This window comes from Mesorhizobium sp. M0923 (assembly GCF_040319365.1).
Lineage (GTDB): Bacteria > Pseudomonadota > Alphaproteobacteria > Rhizobiales > Rhizobiaceae > Mesorhizobium.
Genome location: NZ_JAMYNW010000025.1, coordinates 37,495 through 60,639, shown reverse-complemented (window position 1 = coordinate 60,639; position 23,145 = coordinate 37,495). Strand labels below are relative to the sequence as shown.

Here is a 23,145-nt window from a genome sequence, read left to right as displayed (position 1 = left end):
GACAGATGCGGCGCGGAGCTCGTCATTGACAGTGTCAGCCAGCGAGCACACCTGCTCCTGCTTCGAGGCATAGCAAAACAGAGTCTCGCCGCTAACCTGCCTAAGTCGCACATGCGGCCTGAGTGCCGAACTCAGCTCACGGGGTGAGCGACATAGATTTCAATCACGTCGCACCCGATTTGCTCATCAATCAGCGAGTTAGGACGCCCTTCTGGGATTCTACATCCGTTCTCAAGCACGCACAGTCGGTTGCCCAGCCGCTCCGCTTCTTCCACGAAGTGGGTGGCCAGTGGAATCGTATTGCCCTGCGCCAACAGGGCACGTAGCAGTTCCCAGATAAAATGGCGAGCATGTGGGTCCAACCCACACTAGAACTCCACCATCCCTCTTTTGCGCTGACCAAGTAATCTTTGCCTGCTTCAGCGTCTTCTAATGGAAATTGTTTTGATCAGTGAAATCGATTGTTTGGATGAGGTGCATCCATAAAATGGATTGTTTGACAGGGCAGCGCGGCACCATCGGCGGCACAAAGTCGTGGGCGCGAGGTTTCGCTCCGCGCGAAGACAAAGTTCGTGGCAGTCGGGGGCTTGGGCGAACCGCACATCTGAGACGGCGGCGAAAAGCCGGGTAGGGCATTACGTATTGACCTCAAGGAATTTCGGGCGCGCTAGCCCGAAAACGGTGGCTGGGCTTCAACGATGGGCGGGACGAGGCGACCATCAAACTGTGATTCATACTGTAGGCGATCGCAGTGCGGCGAATTTGAACGGCCGCCTTTGCCAGCCCTCGCCATCGCATCCGGCTACAGGTGCCGAAGATCTTCTCGATCCGAGTACAAATTCTGTGGATCGGTTGGTTCCAGGCGTCGAGCTTTCGGCCTCGTCGCGCCCCCACATAGCGGTTGCGACGATGCGCGGCCTTCGACCCTTGGCGCGCACCGCGTCGCCGAGATGATTGCCTCGGTAGGCGCTGTCGGCAAACACTTCGCCGGGATTGTCGGGCAGAGCATCAGGAACGGCGTTGCCGTCCTCGGTGTGGGCGCCGTGACGGCGATCTCCTCGACAAGGGCCGTATCGGCGTAGGCACCGAAATGGGCTTTGAAGCAATGAAACGCTGGTCGGCGCTTGTACTTGACCCAATGGCCCTCTTCATCATCTTCGCTGGCCGAGGCGATGATCGCCGCATCGACAGGCGTGCCGATCTTCACCTGGATCGCTGAACTGGCGGGTGATCTCGGCGAACAACAGGGTCATGAACCTCAAGGGCCTGTCGAAAACGGACGAGAGCGGGTTCGCACAGGTGTCCGCTCTGACACCGAGAACCCGCAGAACCGTCGGAACGATCCTCCACATGGCTGCAGACGCCAAAATTCCTCTCCCGGCCATCGTCGCACAGCATCGCGTGCCAGTCGCTCAGTCCAGCCGGCTCGAAAGCTATCCGGCAGGAGTTGCGCCATGTTGGCGCACTTGAAAGCGTCAGAGGGCGCCGTGTCGCATCTTTCGATGGGACCGGACGCCATGATGGCCATAAATGACGTGGATGGCCTGCGCCTGACATTCGACGGCTGGCGGGTCCTGCACATCCGTCCTTCAGGAAACGCCCGCAAATGACATGTTACGTTGAGGCAGTTAAGAATTGGACTTGAAAAAGGGACTTTGTGGACTGCCTCGACCGGCTGTTTCGCTTAGCAAAGCGCGGCCCCACGTCAGCAGAGGCTCATGGTCAAGGAACGCCTTAGTATCCATCACATGGATGGGCCACATTCACGCAATCAATTTTACACATGTCGCCGGGCGCATTAGAGAACGCTGAATTTAAACCGGAAGCGAGTGTACCCGGCGTCAAGATTTGCGAGCGTCACAGAGATAAGGATAGGCAGTGCTGAGGAGCTCTTCTGCCCCACGCGCAGCCTCTACCAAATCGCCCGGCGTAACGGTCGACTAGTATCGATTAAGAGATCCCAAGTCAGATGCAACCTCGTCTCTGAAACGAGATTTCCGAAAATGCAGGTCAGTGGATTGGTAAAGCGCAGGTTCGTCGTCTCTCAGAGGCGTACGGGGTTCGGTGATTGTCTGTGGTCGCTGGCGGCCGCTTGGCGCTACGCTCAGCGGTCGGGACGAACGCTAGCCGTCGACTGGCGCGGGTCCTGCTATCTCGACCAACCCTTCACAAATGCCTTTCCGGTGTTCTTCCAACCGATCAATGACATCGCTGGCGTACCGGCTATTTGCGACGACCGGATCAACGACTTTTCCTTCCCGGGTCCATTCTTCCCGGAGTGGTGGAATAGGCCAGCGATCGACTGCCTTTACCGCCCAGATGAGCAGATTTTCCAAGAGCGCGACGAGTTGGGCGAGCTCTTTCAGGCCGAACACGATGTCGAAGCGAACACAGTAGTGTGTGACGCTTGCTTGATGTGGCGCTGCGATGAGGATGCCGAGCGGCAGGTCTTCCAGAGTGTCAAGCCTCGGTCTGAAATTCAAACACGCATAGATGCCATTTACCAAGAATGTTTTGTGGGGCACAGCATCATCGGGGTTCATGTTCGACATGGTAACGGTGAAGACATCATGGACCATGCGCCCTACTGGGCCGATCCGGAGTTCGCCGTTCGACAAGTGTGCACTGCGGTTGATAAGGCTAAAGCGTTGCCGCACCCCAAGCCTGTGCGGCTGTTCTTGTGCACGGACAGCGCGCAAATCCTGGATCATCTGTCGGCCAAGTTTCCCGATCTTCTCACCGTCCCCAAGCATTTCCGATCCGATCAAGACGGCCCCTTACACACTGCAGCACTTGGGATGGACGGCGCAATTTCCGCCCTCGTTGAGATGTATCTTCTCGGGCGCTGCGATACTGTAGTTCGGTTTCCTCCGACGAGCGCCTTTACACGATATGCACGCCTTTTCGTACCGCGGGTAATTGAGTTCGATCTGAAGGACCCAAGTCGTTTGATTTTGATAGAAGGCAGCCAAAGAGTCTCTCATCTTGATTAAGACCGCTACCTGGGCAATTCGGCAAATGGAACGAACAGGCATAGAGACATCGACCGCAATCCACGAGAGGCGGGCCATGGCATACGCTAAATGTCCCGCAGCTGCTCAGCTTGATCCGCAGGCTTGAGGATCCGGACACACTGCAGCAGTTCTTGGCTCCATTCGGGACTGTTGCCGACGTCGATGAAACCAACGGCCTTAGGGCACGAATACAGAATGACGAGATCATTCATCTGCGGCCGTCCGGCAACGCGCCAGAACTTCGCTGTTACTCGGAGCGCCGCAAGACCATCCTAGAGCGACGGCGGTCGTGACGCTGACGCTAAGGGCGCGGGCAATGACGTCCAGAGACGAAATCGAGGTTGTTTAATGAAAGTGGTTCCCGTCATCATCAGCGGTGGAGCCGGATCGCGGCTATGGCCCGCTTCGAGGCAATCGCACCCCAAACCTTTCCTTAAAGTAGCAGATGGACATTCTCTCATTCAGCACACTGTGCTGCGCGTCGGTTCGATAAAGGGCGTAGTGGAACTCGTCGCCGTGACATCTGGGGAACACCTCTTCCTTACCAAGGACGAGTTCGACGAACTAGATTCCGTGGTCCTGCCACGCACCTTTTTGCTCGAGCCTGAAGGCCGGGATACGGCCGCAGCCGTTGCGGCAGCCGCCATCCATGCCAAGGCAACGCAAGGCCCTGACGCGATTCTATGCGTCTTCCCAGCCGATCACATGGTTGGCAACCTGCCTGCATTTTTAGACGTCATGTGCCGGGCCATCGAACATGCGAAGCTCGGGCGGATCGCCACATTGGGCATCACCCCAACCAGACCGGACACGGCATTCGGCTATATCGAAGCGGATGGTGAGAAAGTCGTCCGTTTCGTTGAAAAACCGGATCTGGACACAGCCAAAGCCTATGTCGCGTCCAAGCGCTTCTTCTGGAACGCCGGCATTTTCTGCTTTAGCGCACAAACCATGCTCGACGAGATGGCATCGCATTGCCCCGCGGTGATCCAGGCCGCCTCCGACAGCTACGAGAACGGGCGCTTCAGTCAAGGCGAAGGCTTTGCCAAAATCGAACTCGCGCCTGAGCATTTCGGCTCCGCCCCGCGAATCTCGCTCGACCACGCTGTCATGGAGAAGACGAACAAACTTGCCGTGGTTGCCTGCGACATGGATTGGAACGACATCGGATCCTGGAACGCAATGGCCGATTTGATCGCCCCCGACGAAAGCGGGAACAGGATACGCGGCGATGTGCATATGGTCGACACGACCGGCAGCTATGTGAGCTCCGACAAGCGCGTCATCGGCACGGTCGGTGTCAGCGATCTGGTGATCGTCGATTCCCCGGACGCTTTGCTTGTCGCATCCCGCGACCGCGTTCAGGACGTCAAGAAGCTGTTCGAGGGCCTCAAGGCTTCAGGACATGAAGCTCACCTGGTCCATAGCACGGTACACCGGCCGTGGGGTACCTACACGGTTCTTGAGGAAGGCGAGCGCTTCAAGATCAAACGCATCGAGGTGAAGCCCGGTCGGCGGCTGAGCCTGCAGATGCACTATCATCGTTCGGAGCACTGGGTCGTGGTCAGCGGCTCCGCGAAAATCGTCAATGGCGAGCAGGAGTTGTTCCTGGCGACAAACCAATCAGCCTACATCCCCTGCGGCCATAAGCATCGGCTGGAGAACCCAGGCAGAATTGACCTGGTGATCATTGAAGTGCAGAGCGGCGATTATCTCGGCGAGGATGATATCGTTCGCTTCGACGACGTATATGGTCGAACGTAGATTTCACCCGCATGACGAGAACGGTCAACGTGTCGCTGACTAATTACCACTAGGAAGGCCGTCTGCCCACTCAGGACCGGATGCTTGTGGAATCGGGAATTGACCAAGGCAGCGGCGAATGACCGCAATCGGCATCAGGGTGGGACAAATCAACCGGAAAAGACCGGAGAGCATAGTAACGCAACACAGTCCCACTGTCGAATAGCCTTTGATATTCTGACTTTCCAAGCACCCTCAGGGCCCACCAAAATTATATCAATGGCTTATGGCCGACTTCGCTCTGAAGTGGGCCAAATCGACCTCGCTATCCCCGCAGCACTCAGTTCGATTGTTTTCTCATGAAAACGAGCAAGGACCGGGGGAGGGCGATCTTGTGCTGGCTTCTATGTCCAATCTTGCTCCTGTTCGTCGTCAGGTTGTGTGCAGCCACATAGCGCGGCTATCGCGAGGCTGGAAGGCCTCCGATCGATAGGTGCGGCGAACGGCGGCAACGAGGTGCGAATAGGATGGCTGAGCGTATGATCGAGAATACCGCAGTTGCGGTCTAGCGCGAAATGCAGCGTCTGTGACTCATCGGTCATTGCAGCGGGAAATCATGACCCTAAGCCGCCCTTCATCAGCCCACCAGCGCCCAGAAGAAGGCGAAGATCCGTCACAATGCCTACCTGTACCAAGGCTTCAAGCAGTTCACCGCGAATGTGAAGACCGCCAGCCATTGCTTCTTCATTTTCGGCCATTCGCTCGCTACGAATGACGACCACATCCTTAACCGCATAGCGCGTGGCAAGTTTCTGGCATCTATGGTGAACCAGCATCCGCGGATAACCAGCGGATCATGAACCACGCGAACGAGCTAGCGGTGCAGCGCAACGAAAAACCGCCGCTTGATGTCGTCTTTTATGATGCTGCTACAGTTCATGTCTGGGGTTTAGGCTTAGAAGCGGAATGACTGCCAACCAGGTCATCGAGCCGGAAACTGACCGGCCGGTCGGCCCAAAAATGACATTCAGTTGCCTCCAGCCTTTCGACACGAGCCACTTCACGATCTCGCGATTGCCAGCTAGCGGCTTGTTGCTCGAGCTGCGCGATCCTAGTCTGTGGTCGCTATGCCTCAGCAAGAAGAGTCCGGTTCCTAGCCGGGCGGAGGCGCAACGAGATAGCCAGCTCAGGACAAGGAGAGCAAGCCATGGTCGCTTTTACCCTCAATGGCGAGGCGCGAACACTCGACGTCGATCCAGAGATGCCGCTGCTCTGGGCGATCCGTGACGGCATCGGACTCACAGGAACGAAATTCGGTTGCGGCCTTGCCCAGTGCGGCGCTTGCACGGTTCACGTTAACGGCATGCCGACGCGCTCGTGCCAGACCGCAGTCGGCGACATCGAAGGAGCCTCGATCACCACCATTGAGGGCGTGTCGGGCAAGATCGGCGAAACGGTCCAGGCCGTGTGGGCCGAGTTCGACGTACCTCAATGCGGCTATTGCCAGTCTGGCCAGATCATGTCGGCCGTGGCCCTCCTGACCGAGACGCCGAAGCCGACGGACGATGATATTGATTCGGCGATGAGCGGCAATCTCTGCCGCTGCGCCACCTATCATCGCATCCGCGCGGCCATCCACGAGACCGCCAACCGGCTGGAGACTTGAGGCATGTTGCAGTTTCTCCCGAAGCATAATGCCGTGGGGCCCACGCGCCGCCAGTTCCTCCTCGGCACGGCCGTCACCACCGCGGGCCTCGCCGTGGGTTACCGGCTAATGATGGCCGCGCCCGCCAACGCACAACCGACGCCTGCAGCGGTCCAGGCGAACCCCTTCCAGACCTATGTCGAGATCACACCGGAGAACCGAATCGTCATCCACTCGTCGCAGTTCGAGATGGGACAAGGCTCCTATTTCGGCATCGCCACCCTGGTTATGGAAGAGCTCGACGGCGCCTGGGCGCAGGTCCACGTGGTCGGCGGATATGGCAATACCGCGCTCTACGGCAATCTCGCCTGGGGCGGGGCCGCGCAGGGAACCGGTGGCTCCACGTCGATGAGTTCGTCGTGGGAGCGCTACCGCAAGGCGGGTGCTGCCGCACGGGCCATGCTGGTGGCGGCCGCGGCGCAGCGGTGGGACGTGCCAGCCGGCGAGATCACAGTCGCTTCCGGGGTCGTGTCGCACGCCTCAGGGATGCAGGCGCGCTTCGGTGACCTGGCTGAAGCCGCAGCGGGAATGCCGGTTCCCGACGATGTGCCGCTAAAGCCGCGCGACAAGTGGGCCCAGATCGGATCGGACAGCCTCAAGCGCTACGATTCCGCCGGCAAGACCAATGGCGCGCAGACCTACACGATCGACCTGAAGATGGATGGACTCAATACGGCCGTTATGATCCATCCGCCGAAGTTCGGCGCTGAGATCGAGAGCTTCGACGCCTCCAAAGCCAAGGCACTCGACGGCATTGTCGATGTCGTCCAGACGCCGCGCGGCATTGCCGTGGTCGGCAGGGACATGTGGACGGCGCTCAAGGGCCGCGATCTCGTGGAGGTGACCTGGAACGAAGAGAAGGCCGAAAGGCGCGGCACGGCCGAGATCATGGCCGAATACACTAAGGCAGCAGACGATCCGGGCGCGGCCACCGCGCGCGACGACGGTAACACTCCCGCAGCGTTGGCCAGTGCTGAGAAAGTCATCCAAGGGCACTACGAATTCCCCTATCTTGTCCATGCTTCGATCGAGCCACTCAACGCGGCCGCCCGAATCAACGAAGACGGCACCATCGACGTCTGGGGCGGACACCAGATGCCCGACCTTTATCAGGCGGCTGCCGCTCAAGTAGGCGGCACCACGCCGGACAAGGTGAGGCTGCACGTGATGAAGACCGGCGGCAGCTTCGGCCGCCGAGCGGTCTCGGACGCAGATCTCATTATCGAAGCTGTTTCCACAGCGCGTGCACTGGGACCCGGCAAGCCAGTGAAGGTGCAGTGGACCCGCGAGAACGACATGCGGGGTGGGCGGTACCGGCCGGCCTATGTGCACGCAGTCGAGGCGGGGCTCGACAAGGAAGGCAATGTCGTCGCTCTCCATGACCACATCGTGGGCCAATCGATCGCGGGCGGTTCGCCCTTTGCGGCGATGATCGAGAACGGCATCGATCCGACCTCCGTAGAGGGCGCCACCAACCTGCCCTATGCGATCCCGAACCTGAAGGTCGAGCTGACCACCACGGACGTGAAAATCCCAGTGCTGTGGTGGCGTTCGGTAGGCTCCACCCACACCGCTTACGCAATGGAAACCCTGATCGATGAGCTCGCCGCCGCTGCGAACCGTGATCCGGTCGACTTCCGCTTGTCGATGCTCGGTCACCATCCACGGCATGCCGGCGTGCTGAAATTGGCTGCTGAGAAGGCAGGCTGGGACAAGCCTCTGCCGGAAGGCCGTTTCCGCGGCGTGGCCCTGCATGAAAGCCTCTCGACTTATGTCGCCGAGGTGGTCGAGATCACCTTCAACGATGGAAATGATTTCAAAGTCGACCGCGTCGTCTGCGCGGTAGATTGCGGCACCGCGATAAATCCTGACCAGATCCGCGCTCAGATGGAGGGCGGTATCGGCTTCGGGCTAGGCGCGATCCTCCAGGAGGAGCTGACCCTGACGGGCGGTGTCGTAGACCAAGAGAACTACGACACCTATATGCCGCTCAGGATCGAGCAGATGCCGCGCGTCGAGGTGCACATTGTGCCGTCCGACGAGCCGCCCACGGGCGTTGGCGAGCCGGGTGTGCCGCCGATCGGCCCGGCCGTCGCCAACGCGCTACGGGCGGCGACGGGCAAGACGATCCGCAAGCTGCCGATCATAAAGAACTTGTCGGCATAGCCGGGAATGACACCATGAAAACGGCCGCGATGAAGATCGCGGTCGTAGGTCGTTTTTGAACGCCTCCTGACATGCGATCACCTCCATTCGATCAATTTCCGGCGGCTGCCCGGTCCAATATACGGTTTAGAGACGGTAACCCGTGTTCTGAACGACCGCAGACGGTCGTTGGTGCTGGTAGCACTAAAGATCCGCTTTCGAGACGGGCCCCATAACAGGACATTGATGTCTTCGCGCTGAGCGTCAGCAGTTGGCGCAAATGCCGCACGCAAATGACGCAAGGCGAAAGGAAGATCGCGTCGGTGTGCAGCCTTCCTGAGAAAGGTCGCGGTAGCCGCTTCTTGGCGCGAGAAGCGGCCGGTCCTCTGACGCGCAAACCTCCCTTCCGAGTGAGGCGTTCAGTGCGTCGGCTTGGTGGACTGAGGCACTTCTGAGTGGGACAACAACATTGAAAAACATTGGAAAAGATTTGAATGCTCTGAAGTCCCACTGATCTCTTACCAATTGATTTTTATGGCTTTCTGAATACCCTCCGGGCCCACCATAACCATTGATTTTATTGAGGAAAATACGCCTCGGCCCAAAACGTTTTGGGCCTATTATGGGCCCAAAAAAGGGCGGCCGATGTGCCACCCTCCGCTTGGTCGGGTTGATTCACTCATTTGATGACGCGCAGAGGTATCCGTTGCTTCATGGCGTCGCGTTTGGCTTCCCGCTCGTTGATGGCGCGGGCGATATCGACAGCCATCCGTTTCTTATTGGCCTCTCGCACATAGTGGTCTGTTACCGTCATTGAAGAATGCCCCATCGCCTCCATGATAGCGCGGGCTTGGATGTTGCATTCGGCGAGATACGTGCCGAAGGTACGGCGCAGCCCGTGCAGGGTGTAGCCCTCCGGGATGCCGGCCTGCTTGTTCCAATGTGCCATCATGCCAGTGAGGCTCTTTTTGGAGAACGGACGCCCATAGGCGTTCTTCAATACCGTCCCACCCTTAGAGCGATCTAATGGCACTAAAGCTTGCGCCAGCTTGTCCACAACAGGGATGAACATCTCGCGCCCGCCATGACGGTTGCGATTTTTCTGCTGTCGGAAGTCGAAGGCTTCGATTGTTTCCAAGGAGCCATCGAACAATTCGATCTCCTCGAGGACCAAATCGTCCCACTCCAGTGAGGCGATATCGCCGCGTCGGTTCCCGAGCCAGAAACCGAGCGCATAGCAGGTGCGCGGCGCTGATCCGATTGGATGGTGCGCCTCGAACTTTTCACGAATGGCGATCGGGCAGGCGGGATTGGCAGTCGATTTTGGAATGCGGACACGGATCGACAGCGAGGGATCGTCCTGCGGCTTGATCCATTTCTCAACTTCGATCGCCACCCATAGGAGCTTCTTGATTGCCACCAGCAGGTGCTTGGCAACCGTCCGGTTGGTGGCAAAGACACTTTCGATAATCGCACGCAAATGGTCGGCATCGAGATGTTCCACCGGCGTGTTGCGCCAAGTCAGCGGATAGGCAGGATCGACCTGCATCCGAAGGAAACGTTCAATAAGCCGGGCATTCTTCTGCTGCGTCGCTTCGTCGAAGTCCAGCCATTCCATCGTCGCTTCAAGTCGGCGCGCAGCATGACCAAATGTCTTTGGCAACGCCAGACCGGGCAAGTCAATGATGACGGCCTTTTGACCTTGGCCTTGCGTTGCCTGTTCATAGGCGGCTTCGAACTCAGGATCGCCTGGTCTGCCAGGAAGCCGAATTTCGGGCATTCCTTTGCCGCGATAGCGATAGACGAGCTTTCCGTTCTTGATGCGCGACGAAACGCCGGGGTAGCGGACATCTTTGAATGATCTGGCCATTAGATCTCACTTTGAGTTTTCCGCTGCCGTTGCTTCACAGGCGAGGAATCCTCCAGCATTGCCTGAAGCGAAAGGGTCTTGCTTTCTATAGCAACGCGCAGAAGTACCGGGTAAGGGAAGCCACGACCTTGCTCTATACCTTCAAGAGTGCGTTTCGGTATTCCCAAGACGTTGGCTGCACTCTCGGCGGTGAATCCTCCCTTCGCCCGCCAGGCTTTCACTTCTCGCGCGAGCTTTTCATTGTCGTTCACATCATCTCATCCGCTCAGGCGGTGACTGTACTACGCCTGCAGCGTATACGCAATGTGCGTAGTTGCTTATCTCCTTGTCGGCTCTCGTTTGCTCCGCTCCAATAGTTGTTGCAGACCATTGTCTTTGTCTGGCAGGGCGGAGAAAGCGATATCGAGCGCCACACGATCCCAGATCGCGCGACTGTTGACGTGCTTAGGCCTCGGCATGCGGCCGTCAGCAACCATGTCGTCGAATAGTGTCGATCCGACACCGACATAGCGCGCTGCTTCCTCACGAGAGAGGCCGCGGGGTGGGTACGAAAGCGTGTCACTCTTCATAGACGCGGCCTCGACAACGTCGGCATCGAAACAGCACAACGATATCAAATCCAGACGGTTGACTGTTTCGACAAGCCTCAGTCCCGATAAACGGGGCCATATTGCAGTCGGCACAACAAATCCACATCCCGCACCATCCGGTAATGAAGAGATCGTGTTGCCCTAGATAAGAGATGTTGCGTGGTGCGGAAGCTGCCTCGCCGGCTCGTTCGGAAAAGGCGAGTAGCGACCTGCAAATCGGACAGGGTAAGATGCGGCAGAATGTTCCGGTGCAGATGTCGGGGGTTCAAGTCGCTAGACCGCTACATCGCGACACCCACTATCGAGGATGCCTTCTTCTACTATTGGCGTCACGCCACTTAGCCGCAAGTCCCGATTCTTGAGGACCAGGAGTTTTGGCCTAAGCCTGGTGCCTTTGAAGCGCTCACCCACGCAGAAAGCATATTGGAAAGTAGAGGTAAGTAATAAAGCTGATAATTTCACAAAAGTGATGCCAGGATTATATATTGTTTGCACTGATTGATAATGCAATGCTGGCATTCTGTCGAACCACAAAATGGCAGATACCTCGATCGAGGAATGGCGAAGGGTCAACATAGTCAACGTAGAAGCCGCATTCCTTCTCGCCCAGATATTTCTTCCAGGGATGCGCTCGAAACGGTGGGGTCGGGTGATCAATATCTCCTCCTATGCCGCCAAAAGCGGAGGCTTGACCGCAGGGACGGCGTATTCAGTTTCGAAGAGCGCGATGATCGGGCTGACCTTTTCAATTGCCCGCGAGACCGCTGGCCAGGGCGTGACCTCGAATGCAATTGCGCCCGCCTACGTAATGTCGCCGATGGTTTCCGAACAGCTCAACGACGAACAGCGCGCGGCCCAGCTTGCTCAAATCCCGGTCGGGAGATTTTGCGAACCTCAAGAAGTCGCCCACACCGTTTCATTCCTCGCGTCTCCTCTAGTCGGTTTCATCACGGGCGAGGTTATCGATATGAACGGTGGTCTCCATTTCGATTGAGCTGCATACAATGGAAAATCGTCTTTCTCACGCCAATTTGGCGCTCGCATCAGCCGGTGTCCAAATTCCTCGGTACGATCGACGGAGTGTGACGCCCGGAATCGTGCATCTCGGTATCGGCAACTGGCACAGGGCCCATCAGGCAATCTATACGGATGATTGCCTGGCCGCGGGACAACTCGATTGGGGCATGATTGCAGCCTGCTCCGGAGTTCGGACACGCGGGACGCGCTTGCTCCCCAAGATGGTTTGTACACAGTTGTCAGTCGTCAAGATGAACAGACGAGCCTTCGGATAGTCGGTTCTATCGGCCATATTCTTGTCGCACCGGCGGGCCCCGCTCAGCTGCTGGAGGCGCTTTTGGACCCGCGGATCAGGATCGTGACTTTGACAGTCACCGAGAAGGGCTACACGGTCATCTCGGGCGGCGGCTCCGGCCACGAGCCGGCCCATGCCGGTTTTGACGGTACGACGGCTTCACTGTTGCCGGCAGCCGCCCGGTAGTTTGTTCGCGTCTGCTTGGCGGGCCTGCGTCACGCCCCGCCGTCCAGTGGGCTATCGAGTTCGTGCCTTCAAGACGCGTTAACTAGAAGCTGAACGTCTGCACGACGCGGGTCGCGTCCCCACAGGTGGTGTAGCTCGGCGGTAGCGAAGCCGCTCGCGGGCGCGCCCTCGATAGCGCTGTAGCGAGCGAGCGGCTTTGCGGTGGTCATCGACAGTTCGCCGGTAAGGTCGGGTTGCTGACACCAACCTGATTCGAAGGAACCATCGATGACCGACGACATGATGAACCTGCGCGCGCTCGTGGAGAAGACTCCGGATTCCGATCTCTTGCGCGAGATGATCGGCTTTGCCGCCGAGCGGCTGATGGAGCTGGAGGTTGGCGCCGCCACCGGCGCCGCCTATGGCGAGAAGAGCCCGTTGCGCACGGCCCAGCGCAACGGCTATCGCGAGCGCGACTGGGACACGCGCGCCGGCACCGTCGAGCTGCGCATCCCCAAGCTCAGGAAGGGCTCCTACTTCCCCGGTTTCCTCGAACCGCGCCGCATGGCCGAGAAGGCGCTGACCGCCGTCATCCAGGAGGCCTACGTCCAGGGGATCTCGACCCGCTCGGTCGACGACCTGGTCAAGGCCATGGGCATGAGCGGCATCTCCAAAAAGCCAGGTCAGCCGGCTGTGCGAAGAGATCGACGGCAAGGTCAAAGCGTTCCTTGAAAGTCCCATCGAGGGCGACTGGCCATATCTATGGATCGACGCCACCTACCTGAAGGTGCGCCGCGGCGGCCGCATCGTCTCGGTCGTCGTCATCATCGCTGTCGGCGTCAACGCGGACGGCCAGCGCGAGGTGCTGGGCATGGAGGTCGGCACGTCTGAGGCCGAGCCGATCTGGACGGAGTTCCTGCGCAAGCTGACCCGCCGTGGCCTGCGCGGCGTCAAGCTCGTCGTCTCCGATGCCCATGAAGGTATCAAGGCGGCCGTCACCAAGGTGCTGTGCGCGACATGGCAGAGGTGCCGCGTCCACTTCATGAGGAACGTGCTGGCCCATGCCGGCAAGAGCGGGCGCCGCGTCGTCTCCGCTTTCATCGCCACCGCCTTCGCCCAGGAAACGCCCGGGGCCGCAAGCACGCAATGGCGCGCCGTCGCCGACCAGATCCGGCCGAAGGTGCCGAAGCTGGCGACAATCATGGACGACGCCGAGCCCGACGTGCTTGCCTACATGACTTTCCCCAAGGAGCACCGCGCCAAGCTGCACTCGACCAACCCGATCGAGCGCCTCAACGGCGAGATCAAGCGGCGCACCGAGGTCGTCGGCATCTTCCCAAATGATGACGCCATCGTCCGCCTGGTTGGCGCGATCCTGCTCGAACAGAACGACGAATGGGCCGTGCAGCGCGCCAGATACATGACGCTGGAAACCATCAGCCAAATGAGCGATGATCCTTCTGATCAGCCTGCCAGCCGTGGCAGGCTGATCAGCCCGGCCCCATGCCGGAGAGCGCGGCGACCAAGCCGTCAGCTACACCACTCCCTGGGACACGATCACGACGCGTGCCTGACATTTAGTCAAGGAACGAACACTGTCCGGTTCTGTGTAGGTTTTCGGATGCCGTTCGGCGATAGAGATAGCTCTCGGAAAGGCCGAGGCGGCGGCACGACTGGACGGCTGGTGATGAATGAAGCACGGTGCTGTCGCAGATTGCACCCGTCGTCTTCACAACAGCACGCTCCCACGGCTTCAAGGTCCAGCGGTCGCCGAGTTCCAACCGCTTGCGGACCCATTGGGGTAGGATCTCGACGGCCGCCTTCAGAAGCGGCCGCTGAAGGGGTCGAGCAACTCCCGGCAAGGCGGGAACTTCTTCCATGATCTCCAGGAACTCCGACACGATCGGCGACGCGACGAGTCTTTGCCTCATCACGTCGAACAGCGCGTAAAGCTCGGCCTGAGACGTGGGCGCGCCGACCGCACCATAGAGAAGCGCCACGGGGCGAGCCTCAGCAAACATCGCGTCCCGTTCGAAAAAATGCAGACGATGCACATAGACGTGATAGGCCTCCATGAAACCAAACTCGGCCGTCGCTTGCACCCAGTCCAGCAGCTCCGGGTCGGTGGCGTGGTATGGCTCGCCTTCGCTGGTTCGACCCGAAACGCGCCCATGCATCCTGACCACATCTTCAATCATGGCCTTAGCCTTGGATCGGGGGCCGTAGACCGTGACCAAAGCAGCGAGGCCCGTACGCTGCAATCGTCGGAGCGCGAGGGAGCGGAAGCTGCTGTGCTGCCAAATGGCGTCGCGAACCCGCGGCTCTGCCAATTCGAGCAGCACCGCCGTTACCCCGCCGATGAACAGCGCAACAGGGTTCTTAAAAATGCGCCAGGACACCGAGTTGGGTGGTAACAGCGCCGGCTCGCCTTCCGGAGTCGAGAAGTCCATCTGAGATCCGAGCCGCTGGCGCATGAACGACTGGGCAAGAGTGTCCACACGACGCTCAAGCGGGCGAGGCAGAGAAATGATGCCCGAGTTGCGAAACATGGTACGCCTCGAACTACTGAGAATAGCAAGCGTTAGACCTGTGGCTAGCGGATGCAATATGCACGAACGTCTTTGGTCTTCCCGTCGTTCCAAATCATCCTCGCGCGAAGCCGATGAACCCTGCTTGATCTGCCCTGTTGCCAATGATGATGGAGCAAGGCTCGGGCGTGGTCATCCATGTCACCTCGATCCAGCGCGAGCTTCCGCCGCAGTCGGGCCTCGTCTGCCGATAGGAGAAGGCAAGATCTTGTGGCTTGACGACACCGGCATCGAGCATGAATCCGGCGATCGCGCCGCCCAGCCAGCCCGCTCCGATGCCGATCCTGGTCGAAGTGCTCATTTCCTTGCCTCCGTTCGACTGTCTCACGGTCAGAGCAATCCAGTTAGTTCGAGTGTCTGGTAGCCGGCCAAAAGCGTGATCAGAAATCCCACAAGCCGCAGGAGCGTCCTCTCCCGCAATGTCTTGACCATCCTTCCCGCCAGCGGCGCCGCTAAAACGCCTCCAACGATCAGTCCGGCAACAGATGTTAGGTCGCGGAATTCGCCGGCTTGCTCCCAATGGCCGGTTACAATCGTGGCGAGGAAGCTCAGCGACACTGAAAGTGCAATCAGGAACTCGCTCGCATTGACCGTGCCGATAACGAATCGCGGTTGTCCACCCGCGCCGAGTAGACCGGTGGTGGCAACAGGACCCCAGCCCCCACCGCCTGCGGCGTCCAGGAATCCGGCGGTTGCGCCCAACGGCGCCACGATTTTCAGCTTCACGGGGTTGGTGGGGATACGATGAAACGACCGATATAGTAACCAGCTCCCAATAACCGCGAGATATGCTGTAACGAATGGCTTGACCTGATCTCCGTCAAACGAAGTGAGTACGAAAGCGCCGAGCATACCGCCGCCGACACCAAAGGGGATCAGTCGCCAAAACAGTTTCCAATCGATGTTGCGATGATAAAGATGAGCCGATCCGGAAGCGGCGGTGGTGAACAATTCCGCAGCATGAACTGAAGCTGATGCTTGTGCCGGTGGCACCCCGAAGGTGAGGAGCACCGTCGAAGAGATCACGCCATAGGCCATCCCTAGAGCACCATCGACCGCCTGGGCCAGAAACCCGACGGCTGCGAACAGTAGGAACTCTTCCATGAGTGGCTCCGCGCATGAGTAGCGTCGCGCATAACGAAGCCTCACATGTGCAGTGGCACACCGAGGCTTTATAGCTCGACCAAGCTGCAGTCGTGATGCTCTTGGCACGCAGGAAACGGACCCATGCGTCGGCTTGTTCCGCGAAACTCAGCCCTTAGCGCGGGCCTAATAGCATAATGGCCGCAAGGCCCATGAATGACGCCAATCCCGCCCGGTTTGGTGGCAATGGCGATGACCTGGCTTCAGGGGCATTCCCGTTCTTGCGACAGGGGATAATAAGCAACCGAGAGTTCGGCATTTCTTGAATTGAAGGTCACTAGCAAGACGCTGACCTGACCTTCAACGTGCAATGTCGGCTTCTGGTGCACGTTGTCCTCCGAAATGTTGTGCGCCTGATCTCTAGTCGGACTAGCCGAGACTGAGACGAGCCAGCGCGTGGGTCCAAATCGCTCGGCGACGCCGCGACATCGTGCGGTGCGACCCATTAGTCCGGAACCGGAATTTATGACCTTAACCGGTCCTTCTTCAGCCTTATCATGAATGTCGCACATGCTTGTAAATCCGACATTGCGCTGGCGCTGTTCAGAGCGCTCCAGTTAGTTTGAGCGTCTGATAGCCGGGCAAGAGCGTGCTTAGAAATCCGACAAACGCAGGAGCGTCCTTTTCCTGCAATGTCTTGACCGTTTTGAGGGCGGCTAAGAGATCTTGGGCACTTCTAAGAGATTTGCTCGCAGCGGTTGGCGGTGCTAAACTTCAAAGCTGCCGCACTGATGTGTCCGATTGCGCCGCCTCCTGCCGCTGTTGATGTGTGTCTTCGGAGTGACGCAAAAAAGGCGGAGACCGGGATGATGAGCTTGACGCGCCGGGATGTGTTGATCGCCGGGAGTGCAGGGTTTGCCGGAGTCGCGCTCTTATCGCCGCAGAGCGCGCGTGCGAACGATGAAGCGCTGGATCTCGTCGAACAGTTCACCGGACGGACAGCCACGGTGTCGGATCGCCTTCACCTGATAATGCCGACATACTTCCCGACCGGCTATACCGTGCCCATGAGTCTTTACATCGACAGCCCCATGACTGAGGCCGACCATGTGAGGCAAATGCGCGTGTTCGCGCCGCGGAACCCGCTTATCGAAGTCGCCAGTTTCCATTTCGTCCCCCAACGCAGCCTGCCCCGCGTGTCGACCCGCATCCGCCTTGCCAAACCGCAGCATGTCATCGCTGTCGCCGAAATGAATGACGGCAATTTGCTGATGACCACGACGTGGGTCCGTGTCGCCACAGATGGCTGTGCCTGAGAACGGAGAGAGACAGTGACTACCGCAACACCACGCGTGATCGTGCCGAGCGCTGCGGCGAAGGGAGAGTTTTTTCAGGTCAAGACCATCATCAGCCATGAGATGGAAACAGGGCTGCGCCATGATGATCAAGGCAATGTAATCCCGCGCAAGATCATCAACAGGTTTGTCTGCCGCTACAACCAATCCGTGGTGTTCAGCGTCGATCTCCACGAGGCGATTTCGGCTAACCCGTTCTTCGAATTTTCCCTGCGCGCGACGGAGAGCGGCCGGCTCGATTTCGTATGGGAGGAGGACGGCGGTGCCGTCTACACGTTGTCGCACCGGCTCACGGTCGGTTGAGGTGGCGACGCAATCGAGCTGCGCGAGTTATGGCGTGACAAGTTGAGTGGGAGCGTGACCGGAAAACTCCGAAACAGACGGGTATTCAGCATGCGTCCCGTCGCGAGATCTGCGATTGCCACGGGCCTCGTGCTTCTCGTCAGCCAATCCGGCGCGGCGGCGGGGGCCGATCAAGGCGCTCAACTCGCCGCGACCTGTGCGTCCTGCCATCGCCTCGATGGCGGCGGCACAGGCATTCCCAGCATCATCCGGCTTGGTGAGGAGAGGCTCACCAACGCCCTGCTTGCCTACCGGGCGAGCGAGAGTCCAAATCACATCATGCACGCTATCGCGCTGTCGCTCAGCGACGAGGAGATCGCGAGCGTCGCGCGCTATGTCGCAGCGCAGGGAAAGTAGCGCGCCATGAAATTCTGGACGCGTCGCGAGTTCGGCCGCCTGACTGGAGCAGCGTTGCTAACGGCGCTCAACCAGCCGAAGGCGCGGGGCCAGGCCAAGGCGCGTGTCGTCGTGATCGGCGGCGGCATCGGCGGCGCAACGGTCGCCAGATATCTCGCCGTCAGCGCCACGGCTATCGAGGTGACCCTGGTCGAACCGCGACAGAGCTACACGACCTGCTTTTTCAGCAATCTCTATCTCGCCGGGCTCCGCCCGTTCAAATCGCTCAGTCATGGTTATGAAGCGCTGGCAAAACAATATGGCATCACCGTCATTCATGAGTCCGCTGAAGCGATTCACCCGGCGGCGAAAACCGTTGCGCTGAACAACGGTTCGAAGCTCAGCTACGACCGTCTCGTTGTTGCGCCAGGCATCGCATTCAGGGATCGGGCGCTTAGGGGCTATGACGAAGCTGCGATGGAGATCATGCCGCACGCCTGGAATGCAGGGCCGCAAACCAGCCTGTTGCGCCAGCAATTGGAAAGCATGGAGGACGGCGGCCTATTCGTCATCGTCGTCCCGCCGAATCCATTTCGCTGTCCGCCCGCCCCCTATGAGCGCGCTTCGCTCATCGCCTCCTATTTCCAGCGCAGCAAACCCAAGGCCAAAATTCTGATCCTCGATTCGAAAGACAGCTTCAACGCGCAGGACCTGTTCCAGGACGCTTGGAACCGCCACTATCCGGGAATGATCGAATGGCTACCGGCCCAGTTCACTGGCGGGGTCACGGCGATCGACGCGAAGACCCGGTCGGTGATCACCGAGGGAGCAACATTCAAGGCCGCGGTGGCCAATGTCATCCCGGCGCAAATGGCCGGGCGCTTGGTGCAGCAGGCAGGGCTCGCCAATCAGTCGGGCTGGTGTCCGGTCGATCCGGTCACCTTCGAATCGGCGCTGCAGCCCGGCGTCCATCTGGTCGGCGACGCGATCATCGGCGGGGATATGCCGAAATCCGCCTTCTGCGCCAACAGCCAGGCCAAAGCCTGCGCCTTTGCCATCGCGGCCGATCTCACCGGATCAGCGCGTTTCCCGGCGCATTTGTTCAACACCTGCTACACCTATCTCGCCCCCGACGATGCGTTCAGCAACGCCATCAGCTTCAAGCCCGTCGACGGAAAGCTCAAGAGCGTCATCAGCTTCGTCAGCAAGGTCGAGGAAAGCTCCGAGGTCCGCCGGCAGGCAGCGCGCGCGGCGGAAGGCTGGTACGACGCCTTCACGCACGACGTGTTTGGCTGAAACGAAACTCAACTCCGCTCGACGGCCGGGCCGGCCATTGCGGAAATGCCGGCACCATTCTGGGCGCGCTCCGCCTCGGCGCCGGATCGTTGCTCCGGGATCAGCGTTGCAACAGGATCGGGCAGCCGCTCCAGCCGCAGCGAATTCACCACCACGAGGATGCTCGAGCCGGCCATGACCGCCGCCGCAAGGATTGGCTGCAGAAGTCCGAATGCTGCGAACGTCAGGGCGACGAGATTGTAACCGAACGCCCACATAAGGTTGGTCAAGATGGTCCTGCGCACCGCGCGGGCCACGTCGACGATCCAGGGCAGCATCCACAATCCGTCCGCAGGCAGCACGAGCGCCGCAGTCTCGCGGGCGAGATCGGTGGCGGAGCCGACGGCAATACCGACATCTGCGGCGGCCAGAACTGGCCCGTCATTCAGTCCATCGCCGACCATTGCCACCGCATCGTGGTCATGGCGGAGCCGATCCAGGGCCAGCCGTTTGGCCTCCGGCGAAAGGCCCGCTTGGACGTCCTTGATCCCGACCAGGGCCGCGATCCGCTCCGCCGCTTGCGCCAAGTCGCCGGTCAACAGCGTGGCGTCGAGCCCGCGCTCACGCAGGGCCGCGATCGCGGCCTGCGCCTCGGGAAGCGGCGAATCATCGAGCGACAGCACGGCGTGAACCCGCTCGCCCCAACCGACATAGACCACCGAATGACCGCTCGCCTCCAGCGACCGCGCACGCTCGGCCAGCGACGGGGGAAGCGGCCAGCCCAGATCATTCATCAATCTGCCGTTCCCTGCCGCCACGGGCCGGCCTTCGGCGCTGCCGCGGATGCCACGGCCGGGAACCATCCGGACCTCGCGGGTGACGAGCGGCGTGATGCCCCGCTGAGCGGCGGCTGCCGCGATGGCCCGCGCCAGACCATGCTCGGAATGGCGCTCCAGACCGGCGGCGCGCGCCAGTACTTCGTCGATGCCGACCTCCTCGCGGTCGACGCCGACGAGACGCGCTTTGCCCGCCGTCAGAGTGCCGGTCTTGTCGAAGGCGAGCAACCGTACACGCGCCAGGGTCTCGAGCACGCCGGGGTCGCGGACGAGGCAGCCGTGCCGCGCCAGCCGGCCGATGCCGAGCGATATCGCCATCGGAGCAGCGAGGCCGACTGCACAAGGACAGGCAACCACCAGCACCGAGAGGCCAATCAGCAACGCCCGATCGAACGGCAATGACTGGGCCCAGTAAACGATCGTCAGCCCGCCGAGGGCGAGGACGAGCGGCACGGACACGCCAACGACGCGATCGGCAAGGCGCTGGGTTGGACTGCGACGGCCCAGCGCTTCGCGCACCGACCGGCAAATCCGTGCCCAGCGGGTTGCGGTTCCGTCACCGCTGCTTTGGATCAGGAGCGGGCCGTCGATATTGATACTGCCGGCAATCACCTTGGAGCCGGCGCGCTTTGTCACTTGCCGGCTTTCTCCGGTAATCACGGCTTCATCGGTGTTCGATTCCCCCTCGACAACCACGCCGTCGACCGGAATGCGCTCGCCTGGCCGGACCCGCACCAGCATGCCGGCCGTCACCTCCCGCACCGGACGGCGGATCTCTGCCGCGCCATCGACCGCGGTCGCGCTCTCGCTTTCTGCGGCCAGAAGAGGTTCGAGGTCGCGCGCCGCCCTGGCGCGGCCAACAGCCTCGAGATAGCGGCCAACTGTGAATAGCATCAGCACCATCACGGCGGTGTCGAAATAGACATGCGTGCTGCCCTCGAACACGGCAAATGCCGAATAGAGGTAAGCGGCAGCGACGCCAAGCACGATGAGTGCCGACGACGTCACTCGTCCCTGAATGCCATTGAGCCACATGTCGCGCAGATAGGGTCCGCCGAGAATCACCACCGCCGGCGTGGCGAAGATCCAGAGCAAAAAGTGAATCCACGGCAGCACGCCCGCATCGACGCCGGTGAACGCGTCCGAATAGAGGAGGAGGCTGAACATCATGATATTCATGGAGAGAAAGCCTCCGACGCCGAGCTGGATCAGAAGCCAGGCGGCTTCCCACTCTTCGTGTCTGCCGCTCTTCACCTGAAAGGCGATACAACAGCCGTAGCAGCAGAACGCGCAAGCCTCACCGTTGAGCCTGCGCTCCATCGGGCGCAGACCGACGGGGAGCGAACAATGGCTACAGAGGATATCGCCATGCGCAGTCATGCGGGATGCCCGCCCGGCCAGGCAAGGCCGATATGCGCGTCGGAAGGCAGGAGACCACGGCCGAGCGTGATGAGACCGAGCAAAAGAATAAAGCCACCAGCCAGCCGCACGCCGCGCCGCCGCCAGGCTGGCCCGAGTATCCGGCCAACGCCGCCCATCATCAACATCGCGGGGAAGGTTCCCAGTCCGAACGATGCCATGACGAGAAACCCGGGAAGCGCTCCGGCGGTGCTCGCCGCCTGAGCGGCGAAGGCATAGACCAAGGGACATGGCAGGAAGCCGTTGAAAACGCCAAAGGCGAGCGGTGCGGCGCTGCTCCGGGCCGTCAACAGACCGCGCAGGGACAATGCAAATGTGCTGCCGCCAAATCCGATCGCAAGGCGATGAAAGACCTGCAGCAAGCCGAAGAACTGCAACGCCATGGCAATCATGAGCAGGCCAGCGACGATCGCGAGAATTCGTTGGGCGATGTCGAGGGAGCCGTTCAAGAGCGGCGCCGCCGTTAGCCCTTGCGTGGTGCAGATGACCTGACCGATCGCGCCCGCGAGCCCGCCCAGAAAGCAATAGGTTGTCAATCGGCCGGTATTATAGAGCAGGTGGCGAAGGACGGTTGCGCCTCCCCCTCGCTGATCGCGGCCCAGCGCGCAGGCAAAGCCGCCGCACATGCCGATGCAATGAAAGCTGCCTGCAAATCCAGCGGCGAAGATCACGAGGTAGTACATCATTGGCGTTTGCGCAGTGGCGCGGACGCGGCGCTATTGCCGCACAAGATACAAAAGAAAGAGGATAAAGCCGACGGTGCAGCCGCCATAGATGAGGAAGCCAAGCATCTGCGGCAAGCCGGCGTCAGCAAGCTTGAAGACGGTATCATGTAGCATCCGCTGCTCCTATGTCAGCCGAAATAAAGACGAAGCACGTTTATCGCCACCTCGAAGCACAGGAAAAGGAGGTTCAATGCGGCGACCCCAAGGAGAATTTTGGCTATCATCGTCTCCATCACTCCTGTCTTGCTAGCCCTTGCGACCGTCTACTTAGAACAGACGGCCGGGCCCGAGCCCGCCCCAATAAACATACATGTAGTACAGCCCCCAGGCGAACAGCAGCACGTAGACGACGAGAAGCCATAGCGGAATGAATCCCACACGCGCCTGTATCAGGCCGCCGGCATAGTCCTCCAGTTCAGGGTGCGAGCTTTGACGCACATCCAGTTCCGGATGCGTCGGGCTCTCCGGATCGCTGCTCTGCAGATCGCTCATTCTCCATTTCCCTTTCAAAAAACCCGTTGGCGGCTTTATCGGTGCCGCTCAACGCGCCGGATAGGACGCCCCAGATGAACAAGAACAGGGCCGCCAGGCTCATCAGCATGGCGCCCGCATAGGGTCCGGTGACTTCAAAACCGAGCATGC

Annotated in this window: 24 protein-coding genes and 2 pseudogenes; 14 read left to right on the top strand and 12 right to left on the bottom strand. The window is 60.0% G+C overall.

Going from position 1 to position 23,145, the window contains the following annotated elements:
• Positions 1-48: 48 nt before the first annotated feature.
• Positions 49-365 (bottom strand): annotated as a pseudogene (locus tag NKH89_RS30015) (nodulation factor ABC transporter ATP-binding protein NodI); the annotation flags it as partial.
• Between the two features lie 437 nt (positions 366-802).
• On the bottom strand, positions 803-1,207 hold the full coding sequence (locus NKH89_RS30010) for a hypothetical protein (protein ID WP_352479097.1): 405 nt from the start codon (positions 1,205-1,207) through the stop codon (positions 803-805).
• A gap of 247 nt (positions 1,208-1,454) precedes the next feature.
• Between NKH89_RS30010 and NKH89_RS30005 the strand changes: the two genes are divergently transcribed.
• From NKH89_RS30005 to NKH89_RS29975, 7 genes are all read left to right on the top strand, one after another.
• Positions 1,455-1,610: a hypothetical protein gene (locus NKH89_RS30005; protein ID WP_352483792.1), complete on the top strand. Its 156-nt coding sequence runs from the start codon at positions 1,455-1,457 to the stop codon at positions 1,608-1,610.
• 393 nt (positions 1,611-2,003) lie between these two features.
• Positions 2,004-2,993 (top strand): nodulation protein NodZ, encoded by a 990-nt coding sequence (locus tag NKH89_RS30000; protein ID WP_352910875.1) that lies wholly within the window; start codon positions 2,004-2,006, stop codon positions 2,991-2,993.
• Positions 2,994-3,103: 110 nt separating this feature from the next.
• On the top strand, positions 3,104-3,307 hold the full coding sequence (locus tag NKH89_RS29995; RefSeq protein WP_348633214.1) for a hypothetical protein: 204 nt from the start codon (positions 3,104-3,106) through the stop codon (positions 3,305-3,307).
• Positions 3,308-3,362: 55 nt separating this feature from the next.
• Positions 3,363-4,778: a mannose-1-phosphate guanylyltransferase/mannose-6-phosphate isomerase gene (locus tag NKH89_RS29990; RefSeq protein WP_352479100.1), complete on the top strand. Its 1,416-nt coding sequence runs from the start codon at positions 3,363-3,365 to the stop codon at positions 4,776-4,778.
• A 647-nt stretch (positions 4,779-5,425) separates the two neighbouring features.
• The gene (locus tag NKH89_RS29985; protein WP_352517228.1) at positions 5,426-5,617 is read left to right on the top strand and encodes a hypothetical protein; all 192 of its coding nucleotides are present in this window, start codon (positions 5,426-5,428) and stop codon (positions 5,615-5,617) included.
• Positions 5,618-5,964: 347 nt separating this feature from the next.
• Positions 5,965-6,423 (top strand): (2Fe-2S)-binding protein, encoded by a 459-nt coding sequence (locus NKH89_RS29980; RefSeq protein WP_352467057.1) that lies wholly within the window; start codon positions 5,965-5,967, stop codon positions 6,421-6,423.
• A 3-nt stretch (positions 6,424-6,426) separates the two neighbouring features.
• Positions 6,427-8,628 (top strand): xanthine dehydrogenase family protein molybdopterin-binding subunit, encoded by a 2,202-nt coding sequence (locus NKH89_RS29975; protein WP_352910874.1) that lies wholly within the window; start codon positions 6,427-6,429, stop codon positions 8,626-8,628.
• 658 nt (positions 8,629-9,286) lie between these two features.
• Here the strand turns inward: NKH89_RS29975 and NKH89_RS29970 are convergent.
• From NKH89_RS29970 to NKH89_RS29960, 3 genes are all read right to left on the bottom strand, one after another.
• On the bottom strand, positions 9,287-10,477 hold the full coding sequence (locus NKH89_RS29970) for a tyrosine-type recombinase/integrase (RefSeq protein ID WP_352495916.1): 1,191 nt from the start codon (positions 10,475-10,477) through the stop codon (positions 9,287-9,289).
• Positions 10,477-10,728 (bottom strand): helix-turn-helix domain-containing protein, encoded by a 252-nt coding sequence (locus NKH89_RS29965; RefSeq protein ID WP_023718689.1) that lies wholly within the window; start codon positions 10,726-10,728, stop codon positions 10,477-10,479. The genes NKH89_RS29970 and NKH89_RS29965 overlap by 1 nt, the downstream gene beginning before the upstream one ends.
• Before the next feature lie 66 nt (positions 10,729-10,794).
• Positions 10,795-11,046, bottom strand: a complete 252-nt coding sequence (locus NKH89_RS29960) for a hypothetical protein (protein ID WP_031193920.1) — start codon at positions 11,044-11,046, stop codon at positions 10,795-10,797.
• Positions 11,047-11,584: 538 nt separating this feature from the next.
• Here NKH89_RS29960 and NKH89_RS29955 point away from each other — a divergent pair.
• The 3 genes and pseudogenes from NKH89_RS29955 to NKH89_RS29935 all read left to right on the top strand — a co-directional run bounded on the left by NKH89_RS29955 (position 11,585) and on the right by NKH89_RS29935 (position 14,034).
• A complete protein-coding gene (locus NKH89_RS29955; RefSeq protein WP_352910924.1) occupies positions 11,585-12,061 on the top strand; it encodes an SDR family NAD(P)-dependent oxidoreductase in 477 nt (158 codons plus the stop codon).
• 381 nt (positions 12,062-12,442) lie between these two features.
• Entirely contained in the window at positions 12,443-12,565 is a 123-nt protein-coding gene (locus NKH89_RS29940; protein ID WP_352495923.1) for a hypothetical protein, read from the top strand.
• A 267-nt stretch (positions 12,566-12,832) separates the two neighbouring features.
• A pseudogene (locus NKH89_RS29935) lies at positions 12,833-14,034 on the top strand (IS256 family transposase).
• Between the two features lie 87 nt (positions 14,035-14,121).
• On the opposite strand, the gene NKH89_RS29930 reads toward NKH89_RS29935, so the two are convergent.
• From NKH89_RS29930 to NKH89_RS29920, 3 genes are all read right to left on the bottom strand, one after another.
• Positions 14,122-15,093 carry an oxygenase MpaB family protein gene (locus NKH89_RS29930; RefSeq protein WP_023718682.1) on the bottom strand — a complete coding sequence of 324 codons (972 nt, stop codon included), beginning with the start codon at positions 15,091-15,093 and terminating at the stop codon, positions 14,122-14,124.
• A 94-nt stretch (positions 15,094-15,187) separates the two neighbouring features.
• Positions 15,188-15,433, bottom strand: a complete 246-nt coding sequence (locus tag NKH89_RS35890; RefSeq protein WP_023718681.1) for a hypothetical protein — start codon at positions 15,431-15,433, stop codon at positions 15,188-15,190.
• Between the two features lie 29 nt (positions 15,434-15,462).
• Positions 15,463-16,236, bottom strand: a complete 774-nt coding sequence (locus NKH89_RS29920; protein WP_023718680.1) for a sulfite exporter TauE/SafE family protein — start codon at positions 16,234-16,236, stop codon at positions 15,463-15,465.
• An 845-nt stretch (positions 16,237-17,081) separates the two neighbouring features.
• Between NKH89_RS29920 and NKH89_RS29915 the strand changes: the two genes are divergently transcribed.
• The 4 genes from NKH89_RS29915 (at position 17,082) to NKH89_RS29900 (ending at position 19,544) form a co-directional block, all read left to right on the top strand.
• Positions 17,082-17,531, top strand: a complete 450-nt coding sequence (locus NKH89_RS29915; protein ID WP_023718679.1) for a thiosulfate oxidation carrier protein SoxY — start codon at positions 17,082-17,084, stop codon at positions 17,529-17,531.
• A 39-nt stretch (positions 17,532-17,570) separates the two neighbouring features.
• Complete coding sequence (gene soxZ / locus NKH89_RS29910; RefSeq protein ID WP_084642623.1) at positions 17,571-17,873, top strand: thiosulfate oxidation carrier complex protein SoxZ; 303 nt, start codon at positions 17,571-17,573, stop codon at positions 17,871-17,873.
• A 90-nt stretch (positions 17,874-17,963) separates the two neighbouring features.
• Positions 17,964-18,269, top strand: coding sequence for a c-type cytochrome (locus NKH89_RS29905; RefSeq protein WP_023718677.1), 306 nt, complete (start codon positions 17,964-17,966; stop codon positions 18,267-18,269).
• Between the two features lie 6 nt (positions 18,270-18,275).
• Entirely contained in the window at positions 18,276-19,544 is a 1,269-nt protein-coding gene (locus tag NKH89_RS29900) for an NAD(P)/FAD-dependent oxidoreductase (RefSeq protein ID WP_023718676.1), read from the top strand.
• 8 nt (positions 19,545-19,552) lie between these two features.
• Here the strand turns inward: NKH89_RS29900 and NKH89_RS29895 are convergent, their stop codons facing one another.
• The 4 genes from NKH89_RS29895 to NKH89_RS29880 all read right to left on the bottom strand — a co-directional run bounded on the left by NKH89_RS29895 (position 19,553) and on the right by NKH89_RS29880 (position 22,995).
• Complete coding sequence (locus NKH89_RS29895) at positions 19,553-21,679, bottom strand: heavy metal translocating P-type ATPase (RefSeq protein WP_023718675.1); 2,127 nt, start codon at positions 21,677-21,679, stop codon at positions 19,553-19,555.
• Positions 21,680-21,735: 56 nt separating this feature from the next.
• Positions 21,736-22,464 (bottom strand): urease accessory protein UreH domain-containing protein, encoded by a 729-nt coding sequence (locus NKH89_RS29890; RefSeq protein ID WP_031193909.1) that lies wholly within the window; start codon positions 22,462-22,464, stop codon positions 21,736-21,738.
• Between the two features lie 30 nt (positions 22,465-22,494).
• Positions 22,495-22,617 (bottom strand): hypothetical protein, encoded by a 123-nt coding sequence (locus NKH89_RS29885; protein ID WP_023718673.1) that lies wholly within the window; start codon positions 22,615-22,617, stop codon positions 22,495-22,497.
• 153 nt (positions 22,618-22,770) lie between these two features.
• The gene (locus NKH89_RS29880) at positions 22,771-22,995 is read right to left on the bottom strand and encodes a hypothetical protein (protein ID WP_023718671.1); all 225 of its coding nucleotides are present in this window, start codon (positions 22,993-22,995) and stop codon (positions 22,771-22,773) included.
• Positions 22,996-23,145: the final 150 nt, after the last annotated feature.